At 75.0% G+C, this 21,811-nt stretch carries 26 protein-coding genes; 15 read left to right on the top strand and 11 right to left on the bottom strand.

Annotated elements, in window-relative coordinates:
• Window positions 1–72: 72 nt before the first annotated feature.
• Together J1G43_RS11300 and J1G43_RS11295 are read right to left on the bottom strand one after the other, a co-directional pair.
• Window positions 73–861, bottom strand: coding sequence for an ABC transporter permease (locus tag J1G43_RS11300; protein WP_207371417.1), 789 nt, complete (start codon window positions 859–861; stop codon window positions 73–75).
• Window positions 858–1,793 carry an ABC transporter ATP-binding protein gene (locus J1G43_RS11295; protein ID WP_207371418.1) on the bottom strand — a complete coding sequence of 312 codons (936 nt, stop codon included), beginning with the start codon at window positions 1,791–1,793 and terminating at the stop codon, window positions 858–860. Before J1G43_RS11295 ends, J1G43_RS11300 begins: the two co-directional genes overlap by 4 nt.
• A gap of 185 nt (window positions 1,794–1,978) precedes the next feature.
• On the opposite strand from J1G43_RS11295, the gene J1G43_RS11290 reads away from it, so the two are divergent.
• The 10 genes from J1G43_RS11290 (at window position 1,979) to J1G43_RS11245 (ending at window position 10,375) form a co-directional block, all read left to right on the top strand.
• Complete coding sequence (locus tag J1G43_RS11290) at window positions 1,979–2,611, top strand: hypothetical protein (protein ID WP_207342113.1); 633 nt, start codon at window positions 1,979–1,981, stop codon at window positions 2,609–2,611.
• Between the two features lie 167 nt (window positions 2,612–2,778).
• Entirely contained in the window at window positions 2,779–3,618 is an 840-nt protein-coding gene (locus tag J1G43_RS11285) for a metalloregulator ArsR/SmtB family transcription factor (protein WP_207371419.1), read from the top strand.
• Window positions 3,615–5,072 (top strand): Fe-S cluster assembly protein SufB, encoded by a 1,458-nt coding sequence (sufB, locus tag J1G43_RS11280; RefSeq protein ID WP_278186618.1) that lies wholly within the window; start codon window positions 3,615–3,617, stop codon window positions 5,070–5,072. Before J1G43_RS11285 ends, sufB begins: the two co-directional genes overlap by 4 nt.
• The gene (sufD, locus tag J1G43_RS11275) at window positions 5,072–6,379 is read left to right on the top strand and encodes a Fe-S cluster assembly protein SufD (RefSeq protein WP_207371420.1); all 1,308 of its coding nucleotides are present in this window, start codon (window positions 5,072–5,074) and stop codon (window positions 6,377–6,379) included. Before sufB ends, sufD begins: the two co-directional genes overlap by 1 nt.
• Complete coding sequence (locus tag J1G43_RS11270; RefSeq protein ID WP_089798786.1) at window positions 6,376–6,708, top strand: non-heme iron oxygenase ferredoxin subunit; 333 nt, start codon at window positions 6,376–6,378, stop codon at window positions 6,706–6,708. Before sufD ends, J1G43_RS11270 begins: the two co-directional genes overlap by 4 nt.
• Before the next feature lie 22 nt (window positions 6,709–6,730).
• Window positions 6,731–7,495 (top strand): Fe-S cluster assembly ATPase SufC, encoded by a 765-nt coding sequence (gene sufC / locus J1G43_RS11265; protein WP_207342110.1) that lies wholly within the window; start codon window positions 6,731–6,733, stop codon window positions 7,493–7,495.
• A gap of 110 nt (window positions 7,496–7,605) precedes the next feature.
• Window positions 7,606–8,958 carry a SufS family cysteine desulfurase gene (locus J1G43_RS11260; protein ID WP_207371421.1) on the top strand — a complete coding sequence of 451 codons (1,353 nt, stop codon included), beginning with the start codon at window positions 7,606–7,608 and terminating at the stop codon, window positions 8,956–8,958.
• A complete protein-coding gene (gene sufU / locus J1G43_RS11255) occupies window positions 8,955–9,470 on the top strand; it encodes a Fe-S cluster assembly sulfur transfer protein SufU (RefSeq protein ID WP_207342108.1) in 516 nt (171 codons plus the stop codon). The genes J1G43_RS11260 and sufU overlap by 4 nt, the downstream gene beginning before the upstream one ends.
• Window positions 9,467–9,841 carry a metal-sulfur cluster assembly factor gene (locus J1G43_RS11250; protein ID WP_207371422.1) on the top strand — a complete coding sequence of 125 codons (375 nt, stop codon included), beginning with the start codon at window positions 9,467–9,469 and terminating at the stop codon, window positions 9,839–9,841. The genes sufU and J1G43_RS11250 overlap by 4 nt, the downstream gene beginning before the upstream one ends.
• 210 nt (window positions 9,842–10,051) lie before the next feature.
• Window positions 10,052–10,375, top strand: a complete 324-nt coding sequence (locus tag J1G43_RS11245; RefSeq protein ID WP_207378446.1) for a hypothetical protein — start codon at window positions 10,052–10,054, stop codon at window positions 10,373–10,375.
• Between the two features lie 49 nt (window positions 10,376–10,424).
• On the opposite strand, the gene J1G43_RS11240 is transcribed toward J1G43_RS11245, so the two are convergent.
• The gene (locus J1G43_RS11240) at window positions 10,425–11,294 is read right to left on the bottom strand and encodes a neutral zinc metallopeptidase (protein ID WP_207342105.1); all 870 of its coding nucleotides are present in this window, start codon (window positions 11,292–11,294) and stop codon (window positions 10,425–10,427) included.
• A 106-nt stretch (window positions 11,295–11,400) separates the two neighbouring features.
• The gene (locus tag J1G43_RS11235) at window positions 11,401–12,702 is read right to left on the bottom strand and encodes an alpha/beta fold hydrolase (protein ID WP_207378445.1); all 1,302 of its coding nucleotides are present in this window, start codon (window positions 12,700–12,702) and stop codon (window positions 11,401–11,403) included.
• Between the two features lie 93 nt (window positions 12,703–12,795).
• Between J1G43_RS11235 and J1G43_RS11230 the strand changes: the two genes are divergently transcribed.
• Window positions 12,796–13,215: a DUF3817 domain-containing protein gene (locus J1G43_RS11230; protein ID WP_207342103.1), complete on the top strand. Its 420-nt coding sequence runs from the start codon at window positions 12,796–12,798 to the stop codon at window positions 13,213–13,215.
• A gap of 40 nt (window positions 13,216–13,255) precedes the next feature.
• Here J1G43_RS11230 and J1G43_RS11225 read toward each other — a convergent pair whose 3' ends face one another.
• From J1G43_RS11225 to J1G43_RS11215, 3 genes are read right to left on the bottom strand one after another with little or no spacing between them, the layout of a single operon-like run.
• Window positions 13,256–13,891, bottom strand: a complete 636-nt coding sequence (locus tag J1G43_RS11225) for an energy-coupling factor transporter transmembrane protein EcfT (RefSeq protein WP_207378444.1) — start codon at window positions 13,889–13,891, stop codon at window positions 13,256–13,258.
• Between the two features lie 46 nt (window positions 13,892–13,937).
• Window positions 13,938–14,666 carry an energy-coupling factor ABC transporter ATP-binding protein gene (locus J1G43_RS11220; RefSeq protein ID WP_207371426.1) on the bottom strand — a complete coding sequence of 243 codons (729 nt, stop codon included), beginning with the start codon at window positions 14,664–14,666 and terminating at the stop codon, window positions 13,938–13,940.
• The gene (locus J1G43_RS11215; protein ID WP_207342100.1) at window positions 14,663–15,334 is read right to left on the bottom strand and encodes a biotin transporter BioY; all 672 of its coding nucleotides are present in this window, start codon (window positions 15,332–15,334) and stop codon (window positions 14,663–14,665) included. Before J1G43_RS11215 ends, J1G43_RS11220 begins: the two co-directional genes overlap by 4 nt.
• Window positions 15,335–15,517: 183 nt before the next feature.
• Here J1G43_RS11215 and J1G43_RS11210 point away from each other — a divergent pair, with 183 nt between their 5' ends.
• Window positions 15,518–17,116, top strand: a complete 1,599-nt coding sequence (locus tag J1G43_RS11210) for an ABC-F family ATP-binding cassette domain-containing protein (protein WP_207342099.1) — start codon at window positions 15,518–15,520, stop codon at window positions 17,114–17,116.
• Here the strand turns inward: J1G43_RS11210 and J1G43_RS11205 are convergent.
• The 3 genes from J1G43_RS11205 to J1G43_RS19630 are packed head-to-tail and all read right to left on the bottom strand — an operon-like array spanning window position 17,089 to window position 18,679.
• On the bottom strand, window positions 17,089–18,099 hold the full coding sequence (locus J1G43_RS11205; RefSeq protein ID WP_307859553.1) for an SURF1 family protein: 1,011 nt from the start codon (window positions 18,097–18,099) through the stop codon (window positions 17,089–17,091). The two genes, J1G43_RS11210 and J1G43_RS11205, sit on opposite strands and share 28 nt — an antisense overlap.
• Entirely contained in the window at window positions 18,096–18,341 is a 246-nt protein-coding gene (locus J1G43_RS11200; protein WP_207371427.1) for a hypothetical protein, read from the bottom strand. Before J1G43_RS11200 ends, J1G43_RS11205 begins: the two co-directional genes overlap by 4 nt.
• Before the next feature lie 2 nt (window positions 18,342–18,343).
• Window positions 18,344–18,679 (bottom strand): DUF3099 domain-containing protein, encoded by a 336-nt coding sequence (locus J1G43_RS19630; RefSeq protein ID WP_249670860.1) that lies wholly within the window; start codon window positions 18,677–18,679, stop codon window positions 18,344–18,346.
• 145 nt (window positions 18,680–18,824) lie between these two features.
• Here J1G43_RS19630 and fabG point away from each other — a divergent pair, with 145 nt between their 5' ends.
• The 3 genes from fabG (at window position 18,825) to J1G43_RS11180 (ending at window position 21,069) form a co-directional block, all read left to right on the top strand.
• Complete coding sequence (gene fabG / locus J1G43_RS11190; RefSeq protein WP_207371429.1) at window positions 18,825–19,580, top strand: 3-oxoacyl-ACP reductase FabG; 756 nt, start codon at window positions 18,825–18,827, stop codon at window positions 19,578–19,580.
• Between the two features lie 66 nt (window positions 19,581–19,646).
• Window positions 19,647–20,414, top strand: a complete 768-nt coding sequence (fabI, locus tag J1G43_RS11185; RefSeq protein WP_089798800.1) for an enoyl-ACP reductase FabI — start codon at window positions 19,647–19,649, stop codon at window positions 20,412–20,414.
• A gap of 133 nt (window positions 20,415–20,547) precedes the next feature.
• On the top strand, window positions 20,548–21,069 hold the full coding sequence (locus J1G43_RS11180; RefSeq protein ID WP_207342094.1) for a histidine phosphatase family protein: 522 nt from the start codon (window positions 20,548–20,550) through the stop codon (window positions 21,067–21,069).
• A 38-nt stretch (window positions 21,070–21,107) separates the two neighbouring features.
• On the opposite strand, the gene serB is transcribed toward J1G43_RS11180, so the two are convergent.
• The gene (serB, locus tag J1G43_RS11175) at window positions 21,108–21,758 is read right to left on the bottom strand and encodes a phosphoserine phosphatase SerB (RefSeq protein ID WP_207378443.1); all 651 of its coding nucleotides are present in this window, start codon (window positions 21,756–21,758) and stop codon (window positions 21,108–21,110) included.
• Window positions 21,759–21,811 lie beyond the last annotated feature (53 nt).

Here is a 21,811-nt window from a genome sequence, read left to right as displayed (position 1 = left end):
CCGGCGGGGCGCCCGGCGCGGCCGGGCCGTGCGGCGTACGTCTCATCGTGCCGGTCAGCGCCGCCGGTCGGCTCAGTGCCAGCGGAAGAGCCGCGCTGCCAGGGCGCCGAGCAGGGCGGTCCACCCGGCCAGCACGAGCACCGGGACGAGCGGCAGCGCACCGTCGACCAGCGCACCGCGCAGCACGTCGCCCAGGGCCCCGGACGGCAGCCACGCGGCGAGCGTCGCCAGCGGCCCGGGCAGGCGGTCCGCGGGCACGATGACGCCGCCGCCCAGCGCGAGCACGAGCAGCAGCAGGTTGGCCAGCGCGAGCACCGCCTCGGCCCGCAGGGTCCCCGCGACCAGCAGCGCGAGCGCGGTGAAGGCTGCGGTCCCCAGCACGACGCCGACGAGCGCGAGCAGGACGCCCGTCGCGTCCGGACGCCACCCGAGCGCGACGGCGGCGGCTCCGATGAGCACGACCTGCACGGCCTCGACCGCGAGCACGCCGAGCACCTTGCCCGCGAGCAGCCCTCCGCGCCCCAGGGGGGTCGTCGCCATGAGGCGCAGGACGCCGTTGCGGCGGTCGAACGCCGTGGCGATCGCCTGCGAGGTGAAGGACGCCGTCATGACGGCCAGCGCGAGGACGCCGGGGGTGAGGAAGTCGATCCGGCTCGTGCTGCCGGTGTCCAGCGCGACGAACGACGCCTGGACGAGGCCGACGAGGGCGAGGACGGGGATGACCACCGCGACCAGCACCTGCTCGCCGTTGCGCAGGATCATGCGCGCCTCGAACGCGGCCTGCGCGAGCACGCGCCGCGCGGGCGGTGCCGCGGCGGGTCCGTCGGGACGAGGTGCCGCAGGGGCGTCGGGCACGCTCATCGCAGGCTCCGTCCGGTGAGGTCGAGGAAGACGTCCTCGAGGGTGCGGCGACCCAGGTCCAGGTGCGTCACCAGCACGTCCTGCTCGGCGAGCCACCCGGTGGTGGCGGCCACCGTGCCGGGCGCGACCGCGCCGGTCACGGCCAGCGACGTGCCGGAGCGGCGCTCCACGGTGAACCGGTCGCCGAGCCGCTCCGCGAGCCCGGCGGGGTCGACGTCGCCGTCGGTGTGCACGACGAGCGTCGCCGCTCCGTCGCGGTCGACGCCCATGGCGAGCAGCTGCGGCACGGTGCCGCGGGCGATCACCGTCCCGTGGTCGACGACGGCGACCTGGTCGGCGACGTCCTCGGCCTCCTCCATGAGGTGCGTCGTGAGGATGACGGCGGCCCCGCCGTCGCGCAGCTCGCGCACGAGCTCCCACACGGCCAGCCGCGACTGCGGGTCCATGCCCGCGCTCGGCTCGTCGAGGAACACCACACGGGGCCGCCCGACGACCGCGACGGCCAGCGCGAGCCGTTGGCGCTGCCCCCCGGACAGGCGGCGCACGGTGGTGCGCGCGAACGCGCCGAGGCCGAGGCGCTCCGCGAGCTGGCCCGTGTCGAGCGGCCGGGCGTACATGCGCGCGACGTGCTCGAGCATCTCCTGCGCCCGCACACCGGTCGGCAGCCCACCGTCCTGCAGCATCACCCCGACGGCCGGTCGCAGGGCCGCGGCGTCCGCGACGGGGTCGAGGCCGAGGACGCGCACGGTCCCGGCGTCCGGGGACCGCAGGCCCTCGCAGCACTCGACCGTGGTGGTCTTCCCGGCGCCGTTGGGACCCAGCACCGCGGTGACGCGGCCGGCGTCGGCCGTCAGGTCGAGGCCGTCGACGACGGCGCGTCCGTCGTACCTCTTCACGAGGCCGTGGACCTCGACGGCATGGGAGCGGTGCACGGAGCGCGAGTCTAGGCGCTCGCGGGCCTCGCCCAGGTGCCGGGCGGTGCGCGACCGACGGCGGTGTCCTGGTGGTGGACGGGCCGTGCGGGCGCGGTCCGCCGCCCCCTACGGTGGGCGCCGGGTCGATCTGCCCGGATCGTCCCGTGCGTCCCCGCCTCGCGTGACGGCCGAAGGAGCTGCCCGTGGTCACGTACCGCATCGACACGGCGACCCTGTGGGAGGTTCCCCAGGACGTCGGGGCGACGTGGGAGCACGTGGAGCGGCTCGAGCGGCAGGGCCCGCCGGGTGACGCCGAACGGGTCGTCTGGTTGCGGATCCTCGGCGCCCTGGCGGCCGCGGAGCGGCTCGCGTGGTCGGACGTGGCGCGTCACGGGGGACCGGTGCGGCTCGCCGACCTCGCGGTCGCCGAGCCCGTCCCGGCGGCGGCGTGGCGGCCTCTGCTGCGGCTCGCGCAGGTGCTGCACCGGCGAGGGCTGCTCGACGCGGCCGACGCCGTGGTCGACGCCGTGCGCCGTGCCGCGCAGGCGGCTGCCGTGGTCCCGGGCGTCGACGAGGACGCGCGCCGGGACTGCTCGGCGGTGCTGGCGTTCGCCGACCAGGGGCAGGGTCGCGTGCGCTACGGCACCGGTCGGTACTCCGAGGCGGTGCACCTGTTCTCCTCCGCGCTCGAGCGCCGCACGCGGGACGGCGCCCCCGACGACCAGGTGGGGGCGAGCAGGATCGCGCTCGCGGCGGCGTCCGCCCGCGCGACCGGGGACCCGGGTGCCGGGCGCGGCGGCACGGGCCCGGCGGCTCGGGCGCGCGCCACCGTCTAGCGCCGCACCGTGACGGCGGCTCCCCGTGCGACGTGCACGTCACGAAGGCTCACCTTGCTTGCGTGGATGGATTTCGGCAACAAGGATGTTGCCGATATCGGGTGCAGTCGTGCCCACGCCGACGCCCGTAGCGGGTCGAGGTCTTCGACGTCGCGGGGAGGTGCTGCATGACCGGGTCCACACCCCTCGCCGACCGCGGTGCCGACGCCGACCGCAGCGCCGACGCCGCGAGCGAGCACGACGCCTCCACCCGCCGTCGGATCCTGCAGCTCGTCGCCTCCGACGGTCCGGTCAGCGCCGCTGACCTCGCGGCCGCGCTCGACCTGGCCGCCGCGGGCGTACGCCGGCACCTCCAGGCCCTCGAGGTGGCGGACCAGGTGGCCGTGCACGTCGGCCCCGCGGGGTCGCGCGGTCGCGGCCGGCCCGCGCGGCGCTACGTCGTGACCGGGCAGGGGCAGGCCGTCCTCACCCAGCGGTACGCGGAGATCGCGACGGACGCGCTGCACTTCCTCGCCGACGCGGCCGGCCCGCGCGCCGTTCGGCAGTTCGCCGAGCACCGTGTGGCCGAGCTGGAGGCGCGGCACGCGGACGTCGTCGACGCCGCCGGTGAGGACGTCGCCGCCCGTGCCCACGCCCTCGCCCGGGCCCTGGCCGACGACGGCTACGCCGCGTCGGCGCGCCCCGTCCCCGGGACCACCGTCGTGCAGCTGTGCCAGGGGCACTGCCCCGTCCAGGACGTGGCGGCGCAGTTCCCCGAGCTGTGCGAGGCCGAGACCCGGGCCTTCAGCCGGATGCTGGGCGTCCACGTGCAGCGGTTGTCCACGCTCGGCTCGGGGGGCCACGTGTGCACCACGAGCATCCCCGCCGGTGCCGGCCGGTCGTCGCCGCCGGACGCCGTCGAGGCGCCCGACCACCCCGCGCGGCCGCCGGACGGTCGGCACGCCCGCCCCCCGACCCCCCAGCCCTCCCCAGCCCCCGTGCACTCGACGGAAGGACCGACACCATGAGCGCACCCACGGACGACACGGCCACCCGGCCGGCGACCGGTGAGCCGATGAGCCAGGACGAGGCCATCGCCTCGATCGGCAACTACACCTACGGGTGGCACGACCCGGACGTCGCCGGCGCCGTCGCGCGCCGCGGCCTGTCCGAGGACGTCGTGCGCGACATCTCGCGGCTCAAGAACGAGCCCGAGTGGATGCTCAAGACGCGTCTGAAGTCGCTGCGGCTGTTCGAGAAGAAGCCCATGCCCTGGTGGGGCGCGGACCTGTCGGGCATCGACTTCGACAACATCAAGTACTTCGTGCGGTCCACCGAGAAGCAGGCCACCAGCTGGGAGGACCTGCCCGAGGACATCAAGAACACGTACGACCGGCTCGGCATCCCGGAGGCGGAGAAGCAGCGCCTGGTCGCGGGCGTCGCCGCGCAGTACGAGTCCGAGGTCGTCTACCACCAGATCCAGGAGTCGCTCGAGGAGCAGGGCGTCATCTTCCTCGACACCGACACGGCTCTGCGCGAGCACCCGGAGATCTTCGAGCAGTACTTCGGCTCCGTGATCCCGCCCGGCGACAACAAGTTCGCCGCGCTCAACAGCGCCGTGTGGTCCGGTGGGTCGTTCGTCTACGTGCCGCCGGGCGTCCACGTCGAGATCCCGCTGCAGGCCTACTTCCGCATCAACACGGAGAACATGGGCCAGTTCGAGCGGACGCTGATCATCGCCGACGAGGGCTCGTACGTGCACTACGTCGAGGGCTGCACCGCGCCGATCTACCAGTCGGACTCGCTGCACTCCGCGGTGGTCGAGATCATCGTCAAGAAGAACGCCCGCGTGCGGTACACGACGATCCAGAACTGGTCGAACAACGTGTACAACCTCGTGACCAAGCGGGCGACCGCGGCCGAGGGTGCCACCATGGAGTGGGTCGACGGCAACATCGGCTCCAAGGTCACCATGAAGTACCCGGCGATCTACCTCATGGGTGAGCACGCGCGCGGCGAGACGCTGTCGATCGCGTTCGCCGGCGAGGGCCAGCACCAGGACGCGGGCTCCAAGATGGTGCACGCGGCGCCGCGCACGTCCTCGTCCATCGTGTCGAAGTCGGTGGCGCGCGGGGGCGGTCGCACGTCGTACCGCGGGCTCGTGCAGATCCTCGAGGGGGCCGAGCACTCGGCGTCCAACGTGCTGTGCGACGCACTGCTGGTCGACCAGATCTCGCGCTCGGACACGTACCCGTACGTCGACGTCCGCGAGGACGACGTGTCGATGGGCCACGAGGCCACGGTCTCCCGCGTCAGCGAGGACCAGCTGTTCTACCTGATGTCCCGAGGCATGACCGAGACCGAGGCCATGGCCATGATCGTGCGGGGGTTCGTCGAGCCCATCGCCCGTGAGCTGCCCATGGAGTACGCGCTCGAGCTCAACCGCCTCATCGAGCTGCAGATGGAAGGGGCCGTCGGCTGATGTCGACCACCACGAACGAGCAGGTCCCCAGCGAGGGCCTCTCGACGGACCACTCCCGCGCGACCGCCGACGGCGCGCACACGCACGGCGGGATCGTGCCGGAGGCGTCGCGCGCGTCGCGTCCGACGTCCTTCGACGTCGCGGACTTCCCCGTGCCCACCGGGCGCGAGGAGGAGTGGCGCTTCGCGCCCGTCGACCGGTTCGCCGGTCTGTTCGCCGCGGCGAGCGACGGCGTGCTGACCGGTCGCGGCGTCCTCACGACGGTCGTCGAGTCGCCGGAGGTCCGCGTCGAGATCGTCGACCGCGACGACGTGCGTCTCGGCACCGCCGGCAAGCCGGGCGACCGGGCCGCCGCGACCGCGTGGGCGTCGTTCGACCGCGCGACGGTCGTGACGCTGCCCCGCGAGTCGGTCTCCTCCAAGGTCACCTCGGTCGTCGTCGAGGGCATCGAGGGCGCCGGTCTGGCCGACGCGCCCCTCGAGCCGACCGCGGCGCACCTGCTGCTGCACGCCGAGCCGATGTCGCAGGGCGTCGTCGTCCTCGACCACGTCGGGCACGCCAACCTCACCGAGACGGTCGAGATCGTCGCGGAGGACGGTGCGCACCTGACGGTCGTGTCGGTGCAGGACTGGGCCGCCGGCTCGGTCCACGCCGCCAGCCACCGGGTGCGGATCGGGCGCGACGCGACCGTGAAGCACATCGTCGTCACGCTCGGTGGCGACGTCGTGCGCATCACGCCCGACACCGAGTTCGTCGGCGAGGGTGCATCCGTCACGGCGCTCGGCCTGTACTTCGCGGACGCGGACCAGCACCAGGAGCACCGCCTGTTCGTCGACCACGCGGTCCCGAACTGCGTGTCCCGGGTCACCTACAAGGGTGCCCTGCAGGGCGTCGGCGCCCACACGGTCTGGGTCGGCGACGTGCTGATCCGCGCGGCCGCCGAGGGGACCGACACCTACGAGCTGAACCGCAACCTCGTCCTCACGGACGGCGCGCGCGCGGACTCGGTCCCCAACCTCGAGATCGAGACCGGTCTGATCGAGGGTGCCGGCCACGCCAGCGCCACCGGCCGGTTCGACGACGAGCAGCTGTTCTACCTGCGTGCCCGTGGCATCCCGGAGACGGACGCCCGCCGTCTCGTCGTGCGCGGCTTCTTCGCCGAGCTCATCCAGGAGATCGGCGTGCCCGAGGTCGAGGAGCGGCTCGTCGCCGCGATCGACGCGGAGCTCGAGAAGTCGATGAGCGCGATCCTCGGCGTGCCGCAGGTCGAGGGCTCGCAGGCCGCGGCCGCCACGGAGCGTGCATGAGCGCCCAGCTGGCCTGCTACACCGCGGACGTGCCGGTCGCCGGTGCGCTCCGCGTCGAGCTCGAGGGCGAGGCGGGACCTGTCGAGGTCGCCGTCGTCCGCGACGAGTCCGGTGACTGGCACGCGATCAGCGACGTCTGCTCGCACGGTGCCGTCTCCCTGTCCGACGGCGAGGTCGAGGACTGCACGGTGGAGTGCTGGCTGCACGGGTCGAGGTTCGACCTGCGCTCCGGCAAGCCGCTGTCGCCGCCCGCGATCCGCCCCGTCCCCGTCTACCCCGTGACCGTCGACGGCGAGCGTGTGCTCGTCGACGTCGACGCGCCGCTCTGAAACCTGCGAGGAGTACCCCCAGATGTCCACACTGGAGATCCGCGACCTGCACGTCAGCGTCGAGACGAAGGAGGGCGCCAAGCCCATCCTCCGCGGCGTCGACCTCACCGTGAACAGCGGCGAGACCCACGCGATCATGGGCCCGAACGGGTCCGGCAAGTCCACGCTGGCGTACTCGCTGGCCGGGCACCCGAAGTACGAGATCACGTCGGGCACCGTGCTGCTCGACGGCGAGGACGTCCTCGCGATGAGCGTCGACGAGCGTGCCCGTGCGGGCATGTTCCTCGCGATGCAGTACCCCGTCGAGGTCCCGGGCGTCTCGGTGTCGAACTTCCTGCGCACCGCCAAGACGGCCATCTCCGGCGAGGCGCCGCCGCTGCGCACGTGGGTCAAGGACGTGCGTGCCGCGATGGACGACCTGCGCATGGACGCCTCCTTCGCCGAGCGCTCCGTCAACGAGGGCTTCTCCGGTGGTGAGAAGAAGCGCCACGAGATCCTCCAGATGGAGCTGCTCAAGCCGCGCTTCGCGATCCTCGACGAGACCGACTCCGGTCTGGACGTCGACGCCCTGCGCGTCGTGTCCGAGGGCGTCAACCGCGTCAAGGCCGGCGGCGACGTGGGCGTCCTGCTCATCACGCACTACACGCGCATCCTGCGGTACATCACCCCGGACTTCGTGCACGTCTTCGTCGACGGCCGGATCGCCGAGCAGGGCGGCCCGGAGCTGGCCGAGCGCCTCGAGAACGAGGGCTACGACCGCTTCCTCGCCGCCGGCACCTCGGTCTGAGTCCGTCGCGGCGGCCGCCGGGAGCACCCCGTCGGCCGCCGCACCGGTCGCCCCCGGGCGACCACCCGTCTCACGCACCCGCGGGCGCCCGCCGCCCGCCCGGAGGACACATGACCAGCACGCTCGAGCCGCTCGTCCCGGCCGGCCACACCGGCGGCACGACGCTGTCCGCCGCCGAGCTCATCGCCGTGCGGGCCGACTTCCCGCTGCTCGAGCGGACGCTGCGCGACGGCCGCCGGCTGGTGTACCTCGACAGCGGGGCGACGTCGCAGAAGCCCGAGGTCGTCCTCGACGCCGAGCAGGACTTCTACGTGCGCCGCAACGCGGCCGTGCACCGCGGTGCGCACCAGCTGGCCGAGGAGGCCACCGAGGCGTTCGAGGACGCCCGGGCGTGTGTCGCCGGGTTCGTCGGCGTGTCGCCCGGCGAGCTCGTGTGGACGTCGAACGCGACCGCGGCGATCAACCTCGTGGCGTACGCGATGTCCAACGCGTCGCTGGGGCGCGGGGGAGAGGCCGCCCGGCGGTTCGCGCTCGGCGCCGGTGACGAGATCGTCGTCACCGAGGCCGAGCACCACGCGAACCTCGTGCCGTGGCAGGAGCTCGCGGCCCGCACCGGGGCGACCCTGCGCTGGCTGGGGGTCGACGACGACGGCCGGATCCGCACCGAGGACCTCGCGACGGTCGTCACGGACCGCACGCGGGTGCTCGCCTTCACGCACGCCTCGAACGTCACGGGCGCGGTCACGCCGGTCGAGGCGTTCGTCGCCCGCGCCCGCGAGGTCGGGGCCCTGACCGTGCTCGACGCGTGCCAGTCGGTGCCGCACCTGCCGGTGGACCTCGCCGCGCTGGGCGTGGACTTCGCCGCCTTCTCGGGTCACAAGATGTACGGCCCCACCGGGGTGGGCGCGCTGTACGGGCGGCGCGAGCTGCTCGAGGCGATGCCGCCGGTCACGACCGGCGGCTCGATGGTCGAGGTCGTGACGATGGAGGCCACGACCTACGCACCGCCGCCGCAGCGGTTCGAGGCCGGGACGCAGATGGTCTCGCAGGCCGTGGCGCTGGGCGCCGCGGCGCAGTACCTCGGCGAGCTCGGGATGCCGGCCGTGGCGGCGCACGAGCACCACGTGGCGGGGCTGCTGCTCGACGCCGTGGCGTCGGTGCCCGGCGTCCGCGTGATCGGCCCCACCGAGAACGTCGACCGGCTCGCGGCCGTGTCGTTCGTCGTCGACGGCGTGCACGCGCACGACGTGGGCCAGGTGCTCGACGACGCCGGGGTCGCCGTGCGCGTCGGCCACCACTGCGCTCAGCCGCTGCACCGCCGGTTCGGCGTGGCTGCCACGGCCCGCGCGAGCGCCGGGGTCTACACGACCGACGACGACGTCGCCGCGTTCCGGGAAGCCCTGGCGGGGGTCCGGACGTTCTTCGGTCTGCAGGACACGACGACGGACGGGAGGCCCGCGTGAGCTCGGCCATGGAGCAGCTGTACCAGCAGGTCATCCTCGACCACGCCAAGCACCCGCACGGCAGGGGCCTGCCGGCCGGTGCGACGGCCGTCGGGGTGGCTGCGGCCGACCACGGCACGTGCGCGGCGACCTCGCACCAGGTGAACCCCACCTGCGGCGACGAGATCACGATGCACGTCGACGTCGACACCACCGGTGACGTCCCGGTGCTGCGCGGCGTGGCCTGGGAGGGCCAGGGGTGCTCGATCTCGCAGGCCTCGGCGTCCGTCCTGCACGACCTCGTGGTCGGGCAGGACCTGCCGACCGTCGACCGGCTCGCCGCGACGTTCCGCGACCTGATGCAGTCCCAGGGCGCGGGCATCGGCGACGACGCCGAGGAGGTCCTCGGGGACGCCGCGGCGTTCACCGGCGTCTCGCGCTACGCCGCGCGCGTCAAGTGCGCCCAGCTCGGCTGGGTCGCGCTGGCCGACGCCCTCATCCTGTCCGGAGCCCGTACGACGGAGGACGCATGACCACCGAAGAGACCACGCCCGTGCCCACGACGGCGCCGCCCACGACCGCGCCCACGACCGGCGCCGCCACGGCCGCGGACGTCGAGGAGGCGATGCGCGACGTCATCGACCCCGAGCTCGGCATCAACGTCGTCGACCTCGGCCTCGTCTACGGCGTCGTCATCGACCAGACCAACACCGCGGTCATCGACATGACGCTCACGTCGGCGGCGTGCCCGCTGACCGACGTCATCGAGGACCAGTCGGCCCAGGCGCTCGAGGGCGTCGTCGACGGGTTCCGCATCAACTGGGTCTGGATGCCGCCGTGGGGCCCCGAGAAGATCACGCCCGACGGTCGCGAGCAGATGCGGGCCCTCGGCTTCAACATCTGAGCACGCCACACCCGAAGGCCCTGGCCGGCTCGCTGGTCGGGGTCTTCGGCGTGCGACGGGCACCGGGCGGACGGGTCGCGCGATCGTCGTCCTCGTCGCACGCTCCGTGGTCGGGCGGACCGCGGGGACCTCGGGGTGGGAGAGCCGAGGTGTGGCCGCGTGGGTACGCGTCGCACGACAGCCCGGGGAGCGCCTGCGACACTCTCGGTCATGACCACCGGAGGACGGCACCCTGCCGACGACGACGGTGTGTCGCGACGGGCTGAGATCCGGCACCTGCTTGCCGGCCCCGTCCTCTACGGCCTGCGGAGACTCTCGGTCGCCGTCGCCTGCCTCGCGTGCGCGGCTGTGGCCGGCGGTACCGGCTCGGTGATCGCGCCGCTCATCGGCCAGCCGAGGGCCGCCGGGTTCTGGGGCGGTGCCACGATCATGTACGGCGTGCTCGTCATCGCGGCCGTCGTCTGCATGATCGGCCACGAGATCGACTCGCGCCGCTTCCGCTGGGTGGACCGCGTCTACTCGTACCTGGACTGAGCGCGCGGCCTCGCCCGGAGTCGACGGGCTCGGCCGTCCGTGTGCGGCGTCAGAGCTCGGACGCGGCGAACGTGTCGCACGCGGCGAGCGAGCCCTGCTCGTAGCCGATGGTGAACCACTTCTGCCGCTGCTCGCTGGAGCCGTGGGTCCAGGTGTCGGGGTTCACGCCGCCCGACTGCTGCTGGATGTGGTCGTCGCCGACGGTGGCTGCGGCGTCGAGCGCCTGCGCGAGCTCCTCGCGCGTCGGCGGCTGCAGGTACGTGACGCCGGTCTCGGGGTCCTCGCGCGTCGCGGCGTCGCCGACCCACATCCCCGCGTAGCAGTCGGCCTGGAGCTCGACGCGCACCGAGTCCGACTCGGCGCCGCTCCCGCCGCGGTCGGCGGAGTCGAACACGCCCGTGAGGTTCTGGATGTGGTGGCCGTACTCGTGGGCGTAGATGTACATCTCCGCCAGCGGTCCGCCCTGCGCGCCGAGCTGCTGCTGCAGCAGGTCGAAGAAGGTGACGTCGAGGTAGATGCCCTGGTCCGCCGGGCAGTAGAACGGGCCGGTCGACGAGGACGCCTGGCCGCAGCCGGTCGCGATGCCGCCCGAGAACTCGTGGCCCTGGGCCGGGGCGAAGGCCGTCCCCGCCGGGACCGTCGCCCCCCAGTAGACCTCCAGCGCCTCCAGGGTGGCGGAGTAGCGGCACAGGGGATCGGTGTTCGCCTGCTCGGCGGTGCACTCACCGACCTCGTCGACGGGTGCGCTCGCGCCGCCGCCCTCGGCACCGAGGACGCCGGACACGTCCTGGCCGGTGAAGAGGAAGATCGCCAGCGCGATGATGCCGACGAGCCCGCCGCCGCCGGCCGCCACGGCGCCGCCACGCCCGTGCCGCTTGACCCGGCCGCCCTCGAACCTGCCACCCTCGCTGAATGTCACGCGCACACGCTAGCCCCGAGGTCACGGACGCGCGCGGCGACGCTGGACAGCCGTCCGGCACTCCCCGTGCGGCGACGGCGCCACAGCCGCGTGCGCGGCGACGACGTCAGGGGCGTCGCGTCGTCGCCCGCACGACCGCCGAGAGCGCGGTCCCCACGTGCCTCGACGGACCGCGCCGAGGCAGCGCGGCGAGACGTGGCGCCAGGTCCGGCAGGCGGCGCGCAGCACCGGCCGCCACCGCGCGGGCGGCGAGGAGGGCGGCGGCCCGGTGGGTGTCGAGCGCGCTGTGGCCGGTGCCGGGGAGCGGCACGAGGACCGCGTCCGGAGCGAGCCCGACGACCCGCTCGGCGACGGGTCGTGGCGTCCGCAGGTCGCGGTCGCCGGACAGGACGGCGACGGGCCAGGTGAACGCCGGCAGCGCCGCCGGAAGGTCGAACGGGGTGGTCGCTCCGGCACCGCCGCGGGCTGCGTGCCGGGCGGCGGCGTCCGCGAACGCGAGCTGCGGGTCGAGCGGACCGCCGTCCGGCGGCAGCGCGAACCCGAGCTCGTCGTCCATGATCCGCGCGACGAGGTCCGGCTCCATGACGAACGGCTGCCCGGCTCCCTCCACCTCTCCGCTGCCGAGCGTCGCGACCCGGTCCCACACCGCCCGCAGCCGTCCGGCGCGCCGGGCGAGGAGGAGGCGGTGCAGCACCTGCGGCCCCGCGAACTCGTGCACGACCTGCACGACGTGGGCGAGCTCGGCCGCCGGCACGTCGTCCGCCAGGGAGCGGACCGCGTCGGCGACGCCCGCCAGCGCCGGGTCGTCACCGGCGCGCAGGTCGCCGTCCCACAGGATGCGTCGTCGGTGCGCCCGGGCCGCGACGAGGTCGTCCGCGGGGGCCAGGACGGGGGAGTCGAGGACCATCCCGGCGACGCGGTCGGGGTGGCGGGCACCGAAGGCCTGGACGACGTACGACCCGTAGGACGCGCCGAGCAGGACCGCACATTCGACGCCGGCGTGGTCCAGCACCGCCACCAGGTCGTCGACGACCGCGGCGACCGTGACGGCCTCGGCCGGCACGTCGCCGCCTGCGCGGACGCGGCGCGACAGGCCGATGCCGCGGTGCTCGACCATGAGGACGTCGAGCCCGCGGCGGGTGGCCTCGGCGCGCAGCGCCACGTAGGGCAGCACGGACGCGAGCCCCGGCCCGCCCGGCACGACGACGAGCGGAGGGGCGTCACCGCGCGGAGCGGTACGGACGTAGGCCAGCGGGAGGGTGTCGCCGTGGACCGGCCGGTCCACCGTCCCCCCGCCGTGCGCGAGGACCCCGCGCGCGGCGCGCTCGACCGCCGCGCGGCGAGCGGCGTCCCGTCCGCCCGAGCCCTGCCCCGTCCTGCCGTCCGCGTGACCGTCCCGTGTCGTCATGACCCCGTAACGGGCCGCACCGCGGGCCGGTTCCCGTCCACGCCCGCGCGTGGGAGAGCATGGACCTCCACCCCCGACCCCAGGAGCGACCGCATGCCCGCGTCCACCCCCGCGCCGTCCGTCCCGGCCGCGTCCCCGTCCGTGCCTGCCGGCGCCGCTCCCGTGCGTCCCGTCGACCGCGTCGGGCGCCTGTTCGCCGTCGTCGCGCTCGTCGAGGCGTTCACGTGGGCGGGTCTGCTCGTCGGCATGGTCCTCAAGCACGTCACGCAGACCACCGAGCTGGGCGTCGCGGTCTTCGGGCGCCTGCACGGCGGGGCGTTCCTGCTGTACGTGGTCGTCGCCCTGGTCGCCGCCGTGCGGCTGCGCTGGCCGTGGTGGGTGGCCGGGCTCGCGCTGGCGGCGGCGGTGCCGCCGCTCGTCACGCTGCCGCTCGAGCGGTGGCTGCGGCGCACCGGCCGGCTCGCCCGCCCGGTGCCGACCGACGACGACCTCGCGGCGGTGCCCGGCACCTGACACGCGCCGCGCGGGCCCGCGCGCACCTGCCGGTGCGGGCTCAGTCCCCGAGCCCGCGCGCCGCCAGCGCGTCGCCCGTCGTCCGCGCGTGCCCCACCATCCGGACCGCGGCCGGCACGACCACCGCCCGGGGGTCCCGCTCCAGGCCGCGCGCCCGCGCGGCGTCCCGCGCCTCGCCCGTGACCCGCACGAGCACCGGGACGGTGCGCAGGAACAGGCCGACCGTCAGCGCCACCGTCTCCGGCGGCAGCCCGACGTGGCGCAGCGGCCGCGCCGCCCGGGCGACGACGGCCAGCAGGTCGTCGGCGCGGGTCGTCGCCGTCACGAGGGTGCCGGCGAGCACGAGCGTCAGCAGGTCCAGCGCCACCTCCGCGCCGTACGCCGCGCCGCGCGCCCAGGTCTGGTACCCGCCGAGGGCGGCGGCCGTGAGCAGCACCGGGACCAGGCCGCGCACCGACGTGCGCCACGGCGTGCGGGCCAGGGCGCCGAGCGCGACGACGACGAGCAGGCCCACGGCGGCCGCGGCGGGCCCGGTGCGCACGACGAGGACCGCACCGGCGGCGGCGAGCAGGACGAGCTTGAGGCCTGCGGGCGCGCGGTGGACCGCGCTCGTGCCGGGACGGTGCAGCCCCAGCGGACCGGCCCAGGGTGCGCGCTGCGGCCGTCCCGCGCTCACCGCGGGCCTGCCGGACCGCGCCGCGCCCGGGCGCGCCGCGGTCCGCTCACCGCACGACCTCGGCGTCGCACGCGCCCATGAGGTCCCGGTAGTGGGCGAGGGCAGGTCCCGGCGCGTCGTCGGCGACGACCTGGCCGTCGTCCACCACGAGCACGCGCTCGGCACGTGCGGCCGCCTCCAGGTCGTGCGTCACCACGACGACCCGCTGCTCCAGCGACGCGAGCAGCGCGTCCACGTGCGTGCGCCAGCGCAGGTCCAGCAGCGTGGTCGGCTCGTCGCAGACCAGCACGGCCGGCTCGGTCGCCAGCACCGCGGCCAGGGCCAGGAGCTGGCGCTGCCCGCCCGACAGCGCGTGCACGGACACGTGCGCGCGGTCCGCCAGGCCGAAGCGCGCGAGCACGTCCATCGCGCGCGCCTCGCGCTCGCGGGCGTCAGGCACGGTGCGGCGCAGCGACAGCGCGACGTCCTCGGCCGGCGTGGGCATCACGATCTGCGCGTCCGGGTCCGTGAACACGAACCCCACCCGCCGTCGGACCGCAGCCCCGTCGGTCGCCGTGTCGAGGCCGTCGACGCGCACCGACCCGGCCGACGGCAGCACCAGCCCGTTGAGCAGGCGCGCCAGCGTCGACTTGCCCGAGCCGTTGGCCCCCACGACGGCCACCCGCCGCTCGGCCAGGCGCAGCGACACCGGCCCCAGCAGCCGCACGACGCGGTCCGGGCCACCGGCGGGGTCGGGGGACCAGGCGGTGACCTCGACCGCGTCGAGCTCGATCACGCCGCGCGCCGGCCGCCGCGCAGGTCGGGGAACGCGCGCAGCACCGCCAGCGTCACGGCCGCCGCCAGGACGTTCTTCACCACGTCGCCGGGCCAGTAGACGACGTCGATCGCGAGCGCCTCGGCGGGGCCCAGGCCGAGGCGTGCCATCAGCCCGACGACGCCCGCGGGGTGCGTCACGAGGACGGACGACCCCAGGCCCGCGGCGACGAGCAGCGGGTAGCGCCACGCCGGGCGGGCGCGCAGCGCGAGCCCGCCGAGCCACCCGGCGACCGCCGCGGTGAGGGGGAACGCCAGCAGGTAGCCGACCGACGGCTTGCCCAGCACACCGAGCCCGCCGGTCATCTCGGCGAACACGGGCACACCGGCCAGACCCACGACCAGGTACAGCAGGACGGCGAGGAACCCGCGTCGCGCGCCGAGCACGAGCCCCGCGACGACGACCCCGAACGTCTGCAGCGTGATGGGCACACCCGCCCCCGTCGGGATCGCCGGCACCAGCGCGCAGGCGGCGACGAACGCCGCGAACGTGGCCACGAGCGCGACGTCCGTGCTGGTACGGCGCACGGTCCGCGGTGCGGGAGGGTCGCCGAGGACCTCGGCGACGACCGAGCCGGGCACGGGCGACACGGTCCGCGCGCCGTCGTCGTGCGGGAAAGTGCTGGACATGGGCGTCTCCGGCCGGTGGGGTGGACGGTCGTCGGGTCGGCCGCCTGCGGGCGGACGCGCGACGACGCCGGTGCGGCCGGGAGCCCGACCTCCGGCCACGCTAGCGCTGGGTACGATGGACGGCGTTTGTGCCGGGGGCCAGAACCCACCCGGTCTTCTCGTAGGAAACCGAGGAACCACCCCGTGATCACCGCTTCGGGCGTCGAGCTGCGCGTCGGCGCCCGCGTCCTGCTGGAACCGACGACCTTCCGGATCGCCTCCGGCGACCGCATCGGGCTCGTCGGCCGCAACGGCGCGGGCAAGACCACGCTGACCAAGACGCTCGCGGGCGAGACCCAGCCGACCGGCGGGACCATCTCGCGCGGGGGGGACGTCGGCTACCTGCCGCAGGACCCGGCCTCGGGCGACCTGACGCAGCTCGCCATGAACCGCGTGCTGTCCGCGCGCGGCCTGGACGCGGTCCTCGCGTCGATGCGCGACACCGAGGGCGCGATGGCCTCGGCCGACGACGCGACGCGTGACAAGGCCATGGACCGGTACACGCGGCTCGAGGCGCGCTTCACCGCGGCCGGCGGCTACGCGGCCGAGAGCGAGGCCCACCGCATCACGGCGGCGCTCGGCCTCGACGACCGCGTCCTGGGCCAGGAGCTCGGCACGCTGTCCGGCGGGCAGCGGCGCCGCGTCGAGCTGGCACGCATCCTGTTCTCCGGTGCGGACACGCTGCTGCTCGACGAGCCCACGAACCACCTCGACGCCGACTCGATCGTCTGGCTGCGGGACTACCTCAAGTCCTACCCCGGCGGGTTCGTCGTCATCAGCCACGACGTCGAGCTGCTGCGCGCCACGGTGAACAAGGTGTTCCACCTCGACGCGAACCGCTCGCAGCTCGACCAGTACAACCTGGGCTGGGACGCGTACCTGCTGCAGCGCGAGACCGACGAGAAGCGTCGGCGGCGCGAGCGGGCGAACGCCGAGAAGAAGGCCGCGACGCTGCTGGCCCAGGCCGACAAGATGCGGGCGAAGGCCACCAAGGCGGTCGCTGCGCAGAACATGGCGCGCCGGGCGGAGCGCATGCTGTCGGGGCTCGACGCCGTGCGCGTCAACGACAAGGTCGCCAAGCTGCGGTTCCCCGAGCCGGCGCCCTGCGGCCGCACGCCGCTGACGGCCGAGGGGCTGTCGAAGTCGTACGGCTCGCAGGAGGTCTTCACGGACGTCTCGCTGGCCATCGACCGGGGCAGCAAGGTCGTCGTGCTGGGCCTCAACGGTGCCGGCAAGACGACGCTGCTGCGCATGCTCGGCGGGCTCCAGGAGCCCGACACGGGCGAGGTGAAGGCCGGCCACGGTCTCAAGCTCGGCTACTACGCGCAGGAGCACGAGACGCTCGACCTGTCGCGCACCGTCCTGGAGAACCTGCGCACCGCGGCTCCCGACCTCACCGACACGCAGGTGCGCTCGGTGCTCGGCTCGTTCCTGTTCTCGGGCGACGACGCCGACAAGCCGGCGCGTGTGCTGTCCGGCGGGGAGAAGACGCGCCTCGCGCTGGCCACCCTCGTGGTGTCGAGCGCCAACGTGCTGCTGCTCGACGAGCCGACGAACAACCTCGACCCCGCGTCGCGCGAGGAGATCCTCGCGGCGCTGCGCGGCTACCAGGGCGCCGTCGTGCTCGTCAGCCACGACGAGGGCGCGGTCGCGGCCCTCGAGCCCGAACGGGTCCTGCTGCTGCCCGACGGCGACGAGGACCTGTGGAGCCAGGACTACCTGGACCTCATCGCGCTGGCCTGAGCCTGCAGGTCGCGGCGCTGCTGCGCCTCGATCTCGGCGTCCTCGTCGATCTCGTCCCGCCCTCGCGCCCGGCGAGGTCGGGCGGGGTGCGGGGCGGGTGCCGCGTCCCCGAGCGCGCGGGCCGCCACCCACTCGCGGCGCGCGGCGACGCTGAACGCGACGAGCCCGCCCAGGGCGAAGACCCACCACTGGAACGCGTACGACAGGTGCGAGCCGGGGTCCGTGCTCGGTGCGGCGAGCGCGCCGAGCGGCTCGTCGGCGGCCGGGTCCTCGCGCACCAGCCCGCCGTAGGCCGCGTACGGCTCACCGTCCACGCCGGCGGCCGCGAGCACCTGGGTCGGCGCGATGGCCTGCACCTGGCCGTCCGGGGCGCTGCGGCTGCTCACCGGCTCACCCGGCCGCAGCCGGACGGTCACGGTGACGTCCCCGGCCGGCGGTGCGGGCACGTCGACGTCGACCGACCCGTCCGCGCCCGTCGGCACCCAGCCCCGGTCGACCACCAGCACGCGCCCGGCGTCGACCGGGGCCCCGAAGGAGCCCGGTGCCGCGTCCTGCACGACCAGGGGGACCAGCACGTGGTAGCCGGGCGTGCCGGGCACCACCGGGCGGTTGCGCAGCAGCACCGCCGCGTCCGGCACGTACCGGCCGCGGACCTCGACCGAGCGCCACGCGTCGGCCTCCGGCAGCGGGGCGTCGGGGTCCGCGACGACGTCGGCGAGGTCCGCGGGCGGCGCCGCGTAGTTCGCCTCGACGACCGCGATCGCGGCGTCACGCGCGACGTGGCGGTTCCACTGCCAGCGGCCGAGGAACGTGCACGTGAGCGCGACGGCGACCGCGAGCACGACCAGCCCGACGGCCCGGCGTCGAGCGGCCGCGCGCAGGGCGGCGGCGGTCGGGGGTGCGCCCGGGGCGGCGCCCGCCCCGGCGTCGTCCGTCGGTACCCGGCCGGAGGTCGCGTGCTCGTCCTCGTGCAGCAGGCTCACGGGTCCGATCGCTCCAGCTCGTCGACGGGGACGACGTCCCGCAGGAAGTCCCGCACCCGCAGGTAGTCGGACAGGTGCTCGCGGTGCGCCTCGCACGCGAGCCACACCTTGCGCCGTGCCGGCGTGTGCAGCCGCGGGTTGTTCCACAGCACGCCCCAGGCGGGCTGGGTGCGGCAGCCGCGTGCGCTGCACACGAGCTCCCCGACCACGTCGGGCACGGCACCCTGCGGGGGCGTCGCCATCGTCACCGTCCGTCTCCCAGCTCGTCGTGCGGCTGCGCGCCGCCGATCTCCCGCGCCTCGTAGTAGACGCCGGGCTCCTCACGTCGCTCCCGTCCTGCGTTGGCCAGCAGCACGGCCACGTACGGCAGCACCGCGGCGGCGGCGACCAGCGCGATCGACACCGCGGTGGGCACGTGCGACCACAGCAGGCCCGCGGCCACGAAGCACAGCACGCGCACGCCCATCTGCCACAGGTACCGCCGCTGGCGGCGCGCGAGGTCGTCGGCCAGCGCCGTCGGTGCCGAGGTGATGCGATGCACCTGCGGACCGGCGTGCTCGGTGCGACGACGAGTCCTCACCGTCCGATGGTAGGCGTGCACGGGACGTGGGGCGGGGCGACGTGGTGGGGCGCACAGTTTGTGGGTCTCCCACAACGTCGGGGGCGCAACTCGTGGCCGCGCGCACCCCCGTGCCCACGGTCGCCGTCGGCTAGCGTCGTGTCCCGTGCCAGCCACGACACCCGAGACGACCCCCGCCCCCGACGCCGCCGCGCGCACCCCGCGCAGCGTGCTGGTGACCGGCGCCAACCGTGGCATCGGCCGCGCCATCGCGGAGCGGTTCGTCGCCGCGGGCGACCGGGTCGCCACGATCGTCCGGTCGGGCGGTGCCCCCGACGGTGTGCTCGAGGTCATCGGCGACGTCCGCGACACCGCCTCGGTCGACGCCGCGTTCACGCACGTCGAGGCCGCGCACGGACCCGTCGAGGTGCTCGTCGCCAACGCCGGCGTCACGCGCGACCAGCTCCTGCTGCGCATGACCGACGAGGACTTCGCCGACGTCGTCGACGTCAACCTCACCGGGGCCTTCCGCGTGGTGCGCCGGGCGAGCAAGGGCATGATCCGGATGCGTCGCGGTCGCATCGTCCTCATCTCGTCCGTGGTCGGCATGTACGGGTCGCCCGGCCAGGTCAACTACGCCTCCTCCAAGGCGGCGCTCGTCGGCATGGCCCGTTCCATCACCCGCGAGCTGGGCGGGCGCGGCATCACCGCGAACGTCGTCGCCCCGGGGTTCATCGACACCGACATGACGCGGGCGCTGCCCGACGACCGGCAGCAGGCCTACCTCGGTGCGATCCCCGCCGGGCGCTTCGGGCAGGCCGACGAGGTCGCCGCCGCCGTGCAGTTCCTCGCGTCCGACGACGCCGCGTACGTCTCCGGCGCGGTCCTGCCCGTCGACGGCGGCCTGGGCATGGGGCACTGAGCCCTTCTCCGACCCTCCGCGCGGGCGCACGACGCACGCGCACCCCGAACGAAAGGCACGCGGACCATGGCACTGCTCGAGGGCAAGACCCTGCTCGTCACCGGCGTCCTCACCGACAGCTCCATCGCGTTCCACGTCGCGCGCCTGGCCCAGGAGCAGGGGGCACAGGTCGTGCTCACCTCGTTCGGACGCCAGATGCGGCTCACCCAGGTGATCGCGCGCCGGCTGCCCCAGGCGGCGCCCGTGGTCGAGCTCGACGTCACGTCGCAGGACGACCTGGACGCGCTCGCGGACCGCGTGCGCGAGCACACGGACCACCTGGACGGTGCCGTCCACTCCATCGGCTTCGCGCCCCAGTCGGTCATGGGCGGGAACTTCCTGGCCGGCGAGTGGGCCGACGTCGCGACCGCGCTGCAGGTCAGCGCGTACTCGCTGAAGTCGCTCGCCGTGGCCTCGCAGCCGCTGCTGACCCGCGGCTCGGCCCTGGTGGGCCTGACGTTCGACGCGCGCTACGCCTGGCCCGTCTACGACTGGATGGGTGTGGCGAAGGCCGCCTTCGAGTCGACCGCCCGCTACCTGGCGCGTGACCTCGGTCCCGCGGGCATCCGCGTGAACCTCGTGTCCGCCGGCCCGATCCGGACGACGGCGGCCAAGTCGATCCCGGGCTTCGAGTCGATGGAGGGCGGCTGGCCGGAGCGTGCACCGCTCGGGTGGGACGTCACGGACCCCGAGCCCACCGCGCGTGCGGTCGCCGCGCTCCTGTCCGACTGGTTCCCCGCGACGACCGGCGAGATCGTGCACGTCGACGGCGGCGTGCACGCCATGGGGCTGTGAGAGACGCAGGGCGGCGCGCGACGTCGCACCGCGGCACGCGGGCGGGCGGTACGGTGCCGGCCGTCGCGCACGTCACGTCCGTCCCGCCGCGGGCGCGCGCTCGTCGCACCGCGGGCGATGGCACCCTGGTGCGGTGACCCCGCACCGTCTCGTCCTCCTGCGCCATGCCAAGGCCGAACCGGCCGGTGGCGTCCCTGACCACGGGCGTCCGCTCGCCCTGGTCGGTCGGCGCCAGGCCACGGCCGTGGGCGGCGCGCTGGCCGCCGCGGGCCTCGCGCCCACGCACGTGCTCTGCTCGTCCGCACTGCGCACGCGTCAGACGTGGGACGTCGCCCGGGCCGCGTTGAGCGCCGCGGGGGCGGCGCCGGCGACGGTCACCGTGAGCGACGAGCTCTACGACGCGTCCACGGGCGACCTGGTGGCCCTCGTCCAGGCGGTGCCGGACGACGCGGTGACGGTGCTGGTCGTCGGCCACGAGCCGACGGTGTCGCACGCCGCGGCCACGCTGGCAGGGCCCGGCTCGGACGAGCTGGTGCTGGCCCGCGTCCGCATGGGTGTGCCGACGGCGGCCTGGTCGGTCCTCGAGCTCGACGGTCCGTGGACGGCGACGGCGCCGGGCGCCCTGCGACTGGTCCACCTGGACCACCCGGCCTGACCGGCGGCGGCAGGTGTACCGAGCGCCGCCCGCCCTCCTCAGGCGGCGAACGGCTCCAGCGCCAGCACCGCGTCCAGCCGCCCGGCGACCGCGACGTCGGCGGCGCCGGCCACGACCGGCTTGGCGTTGAACGCGATCCCGGTGGCGGCCGCCGCCAGCATGTCGAGGTCGTTGGCGCCGTCCCCGATGGCCACGGTCCGGGTCATCGGCAGCCCCAGCTCGGCGGCCCACGCCGTCAGCGTGGCGGCCTTCGCCGCCCGGTCGACGACCGGTCCGGCGACCCGCCCGGTGAGGACGCCGTCGCGGGCCTCCAGGCGGTTGGCGTTGACCCGGGTGATCCCGAGCCGCGCCGCCAGCGGGCGTGCCACCTCCAGGAACCCGCCCGACACCAGACCGACCGGCCAGCCGCGGGCCTGCAGCTCGGCGACGAGCTCCGCCGCGCCTGGCGTCAGCTCGACCTCCGCCAGCACGTCGTCGAAGACCGTGACGGGCAGACCCTCCAGGGTGGCGACGCGCTCGCGCAGGGACTGCGCGAAGTCGATCTCGCCGCGCATGGCGCGCTCCGTGATCGCCGCCACCAGCGGCAGCGACCCGGCACGGGCCGCGAGCATCTCGACGACCTCGCCGGTGATGAGCGTCGAGTCGATGTCCATGACGACGAGGCGGGCAGCGGCCGTGCGGGTCTCCACGCCCGCAGGCTAGCGGGCGCGGCCGGGCACGGGCGCCGCCGTCCGCCTGACGT

The sequence above is a fragment of the Cellulomonas sp. zg-ZUI22 genome (assembly GCF_017353535.1).
Classification (GTDB): domain Bacteria; phylum Actinomycetota; class Actinomycetes; order Actinomycetales; family Cellulomonadaceae; genus Cellulomonas; species Cellulomonas wangleii.
This window is presented reverse-complemented; position numbering and strand designations above follow the sequence as displayed.

Excerpts from the sequence above, each read along its gene's own strand:
- J1G43_RS11300 (WP_207371417.1), bottom strand. The coding sequence starts at position 861 with ATGAGCGTGCCCGACGCCCCTGCGGCACCTCGTCCCGACGGACCCGCC.
- J1G43_RS11285 (WP_207371419.1), top strand. The coding sequence starts at position 2,779 with ATGACCGGGTCCACACCCCTCGCCGACCGCGGTGCCGACGCCGACCGC.
- sufB (WP_278186618.1), top strand. The coding sequence starts at position 3,615 with ATGAGCGCACCCACGGACGACACGGCCACCCGGCCGGCGACCGGTGAG.
- sufD (WP_207371420.1), top strand. The coding sequence starts at position 5,072 with ATGTCGACCACCACGAACGAGCAGGTCCCCAGCGAGGGCCTCTCGACG.
- J1G43_RS11270 (WP_089798786.1), top strand. The coding sequence starts at position 6,376 with ATGAGCGCCCAGCTGGCCTGCTACACCGCGGACGTGCCGGTCGCCGGT.
- sufC (WP_207342110.1), top strand. The coding sequence starts at position 6,731 with ATGTCCACACTGGAGATCCGCGACCTGCACGTCAGCGTCGAGACGAAG.
- J1G43_RS11260 (WP_207371421.1), top strand. The coding sequence starts at position 7,606 with ATGACCAGCACGCTCGAGCCGCTCGTCCCGGCCGGCCACACCGGCGGC.
- J1G43_RS11250 (WP_207371422.1), top strand. The coding sequence starts at position 9,467 with ATGACCACCGAAGAGACCACGCCCGTGCCCACGACGGCGCCGCCCACG.
- J1G43_RS11245 (WP_207378446.1), top strand. The coding sequence starts at position 10,052 with ATGACCACCGGAGGACGGCACCCTGCCGACGACGACGGTGTGTCGCGA.
- J1G43_RS11235 (WP_207378445.1), bottom strand. The coding sequence starts at position 12,702 with ATGACGACACGGGACGGTCACGCGGACGGCAGGACGGGGCAGGGCTCG.
- J1G43_RS11230 (WP_207342103.1), top strand. The coding sequence starts at position 12,796 with ATGCCCGCGTCCACCCCCGCGCCGTCCGTCCCGGCCGCGTCCCCGTCC.
- J1G43_RS11215 (WP_207342100.1), bottom strand. The coding sequence starts at position 15,334 with ATGTCCAGCACTTTCCCGCACGACGACGGCGCGCGGACCGTGTCGCCC.
- J1G43_RS11200 (WP_207371427.1), bottom strand. The coding sequence starts at position 18,341 with ATGGCGACGCCCCCGCAGGGTGCCGTGCCCGACGTGGTCGGGGAGCTC.
- fabI (WP_089798800.1), top strand. The coding sequence starts at position 19,647 with ATGGCACTGCTCGAGGGCAAGACCCTGCTCGTCACCGGCGTCCTCACC.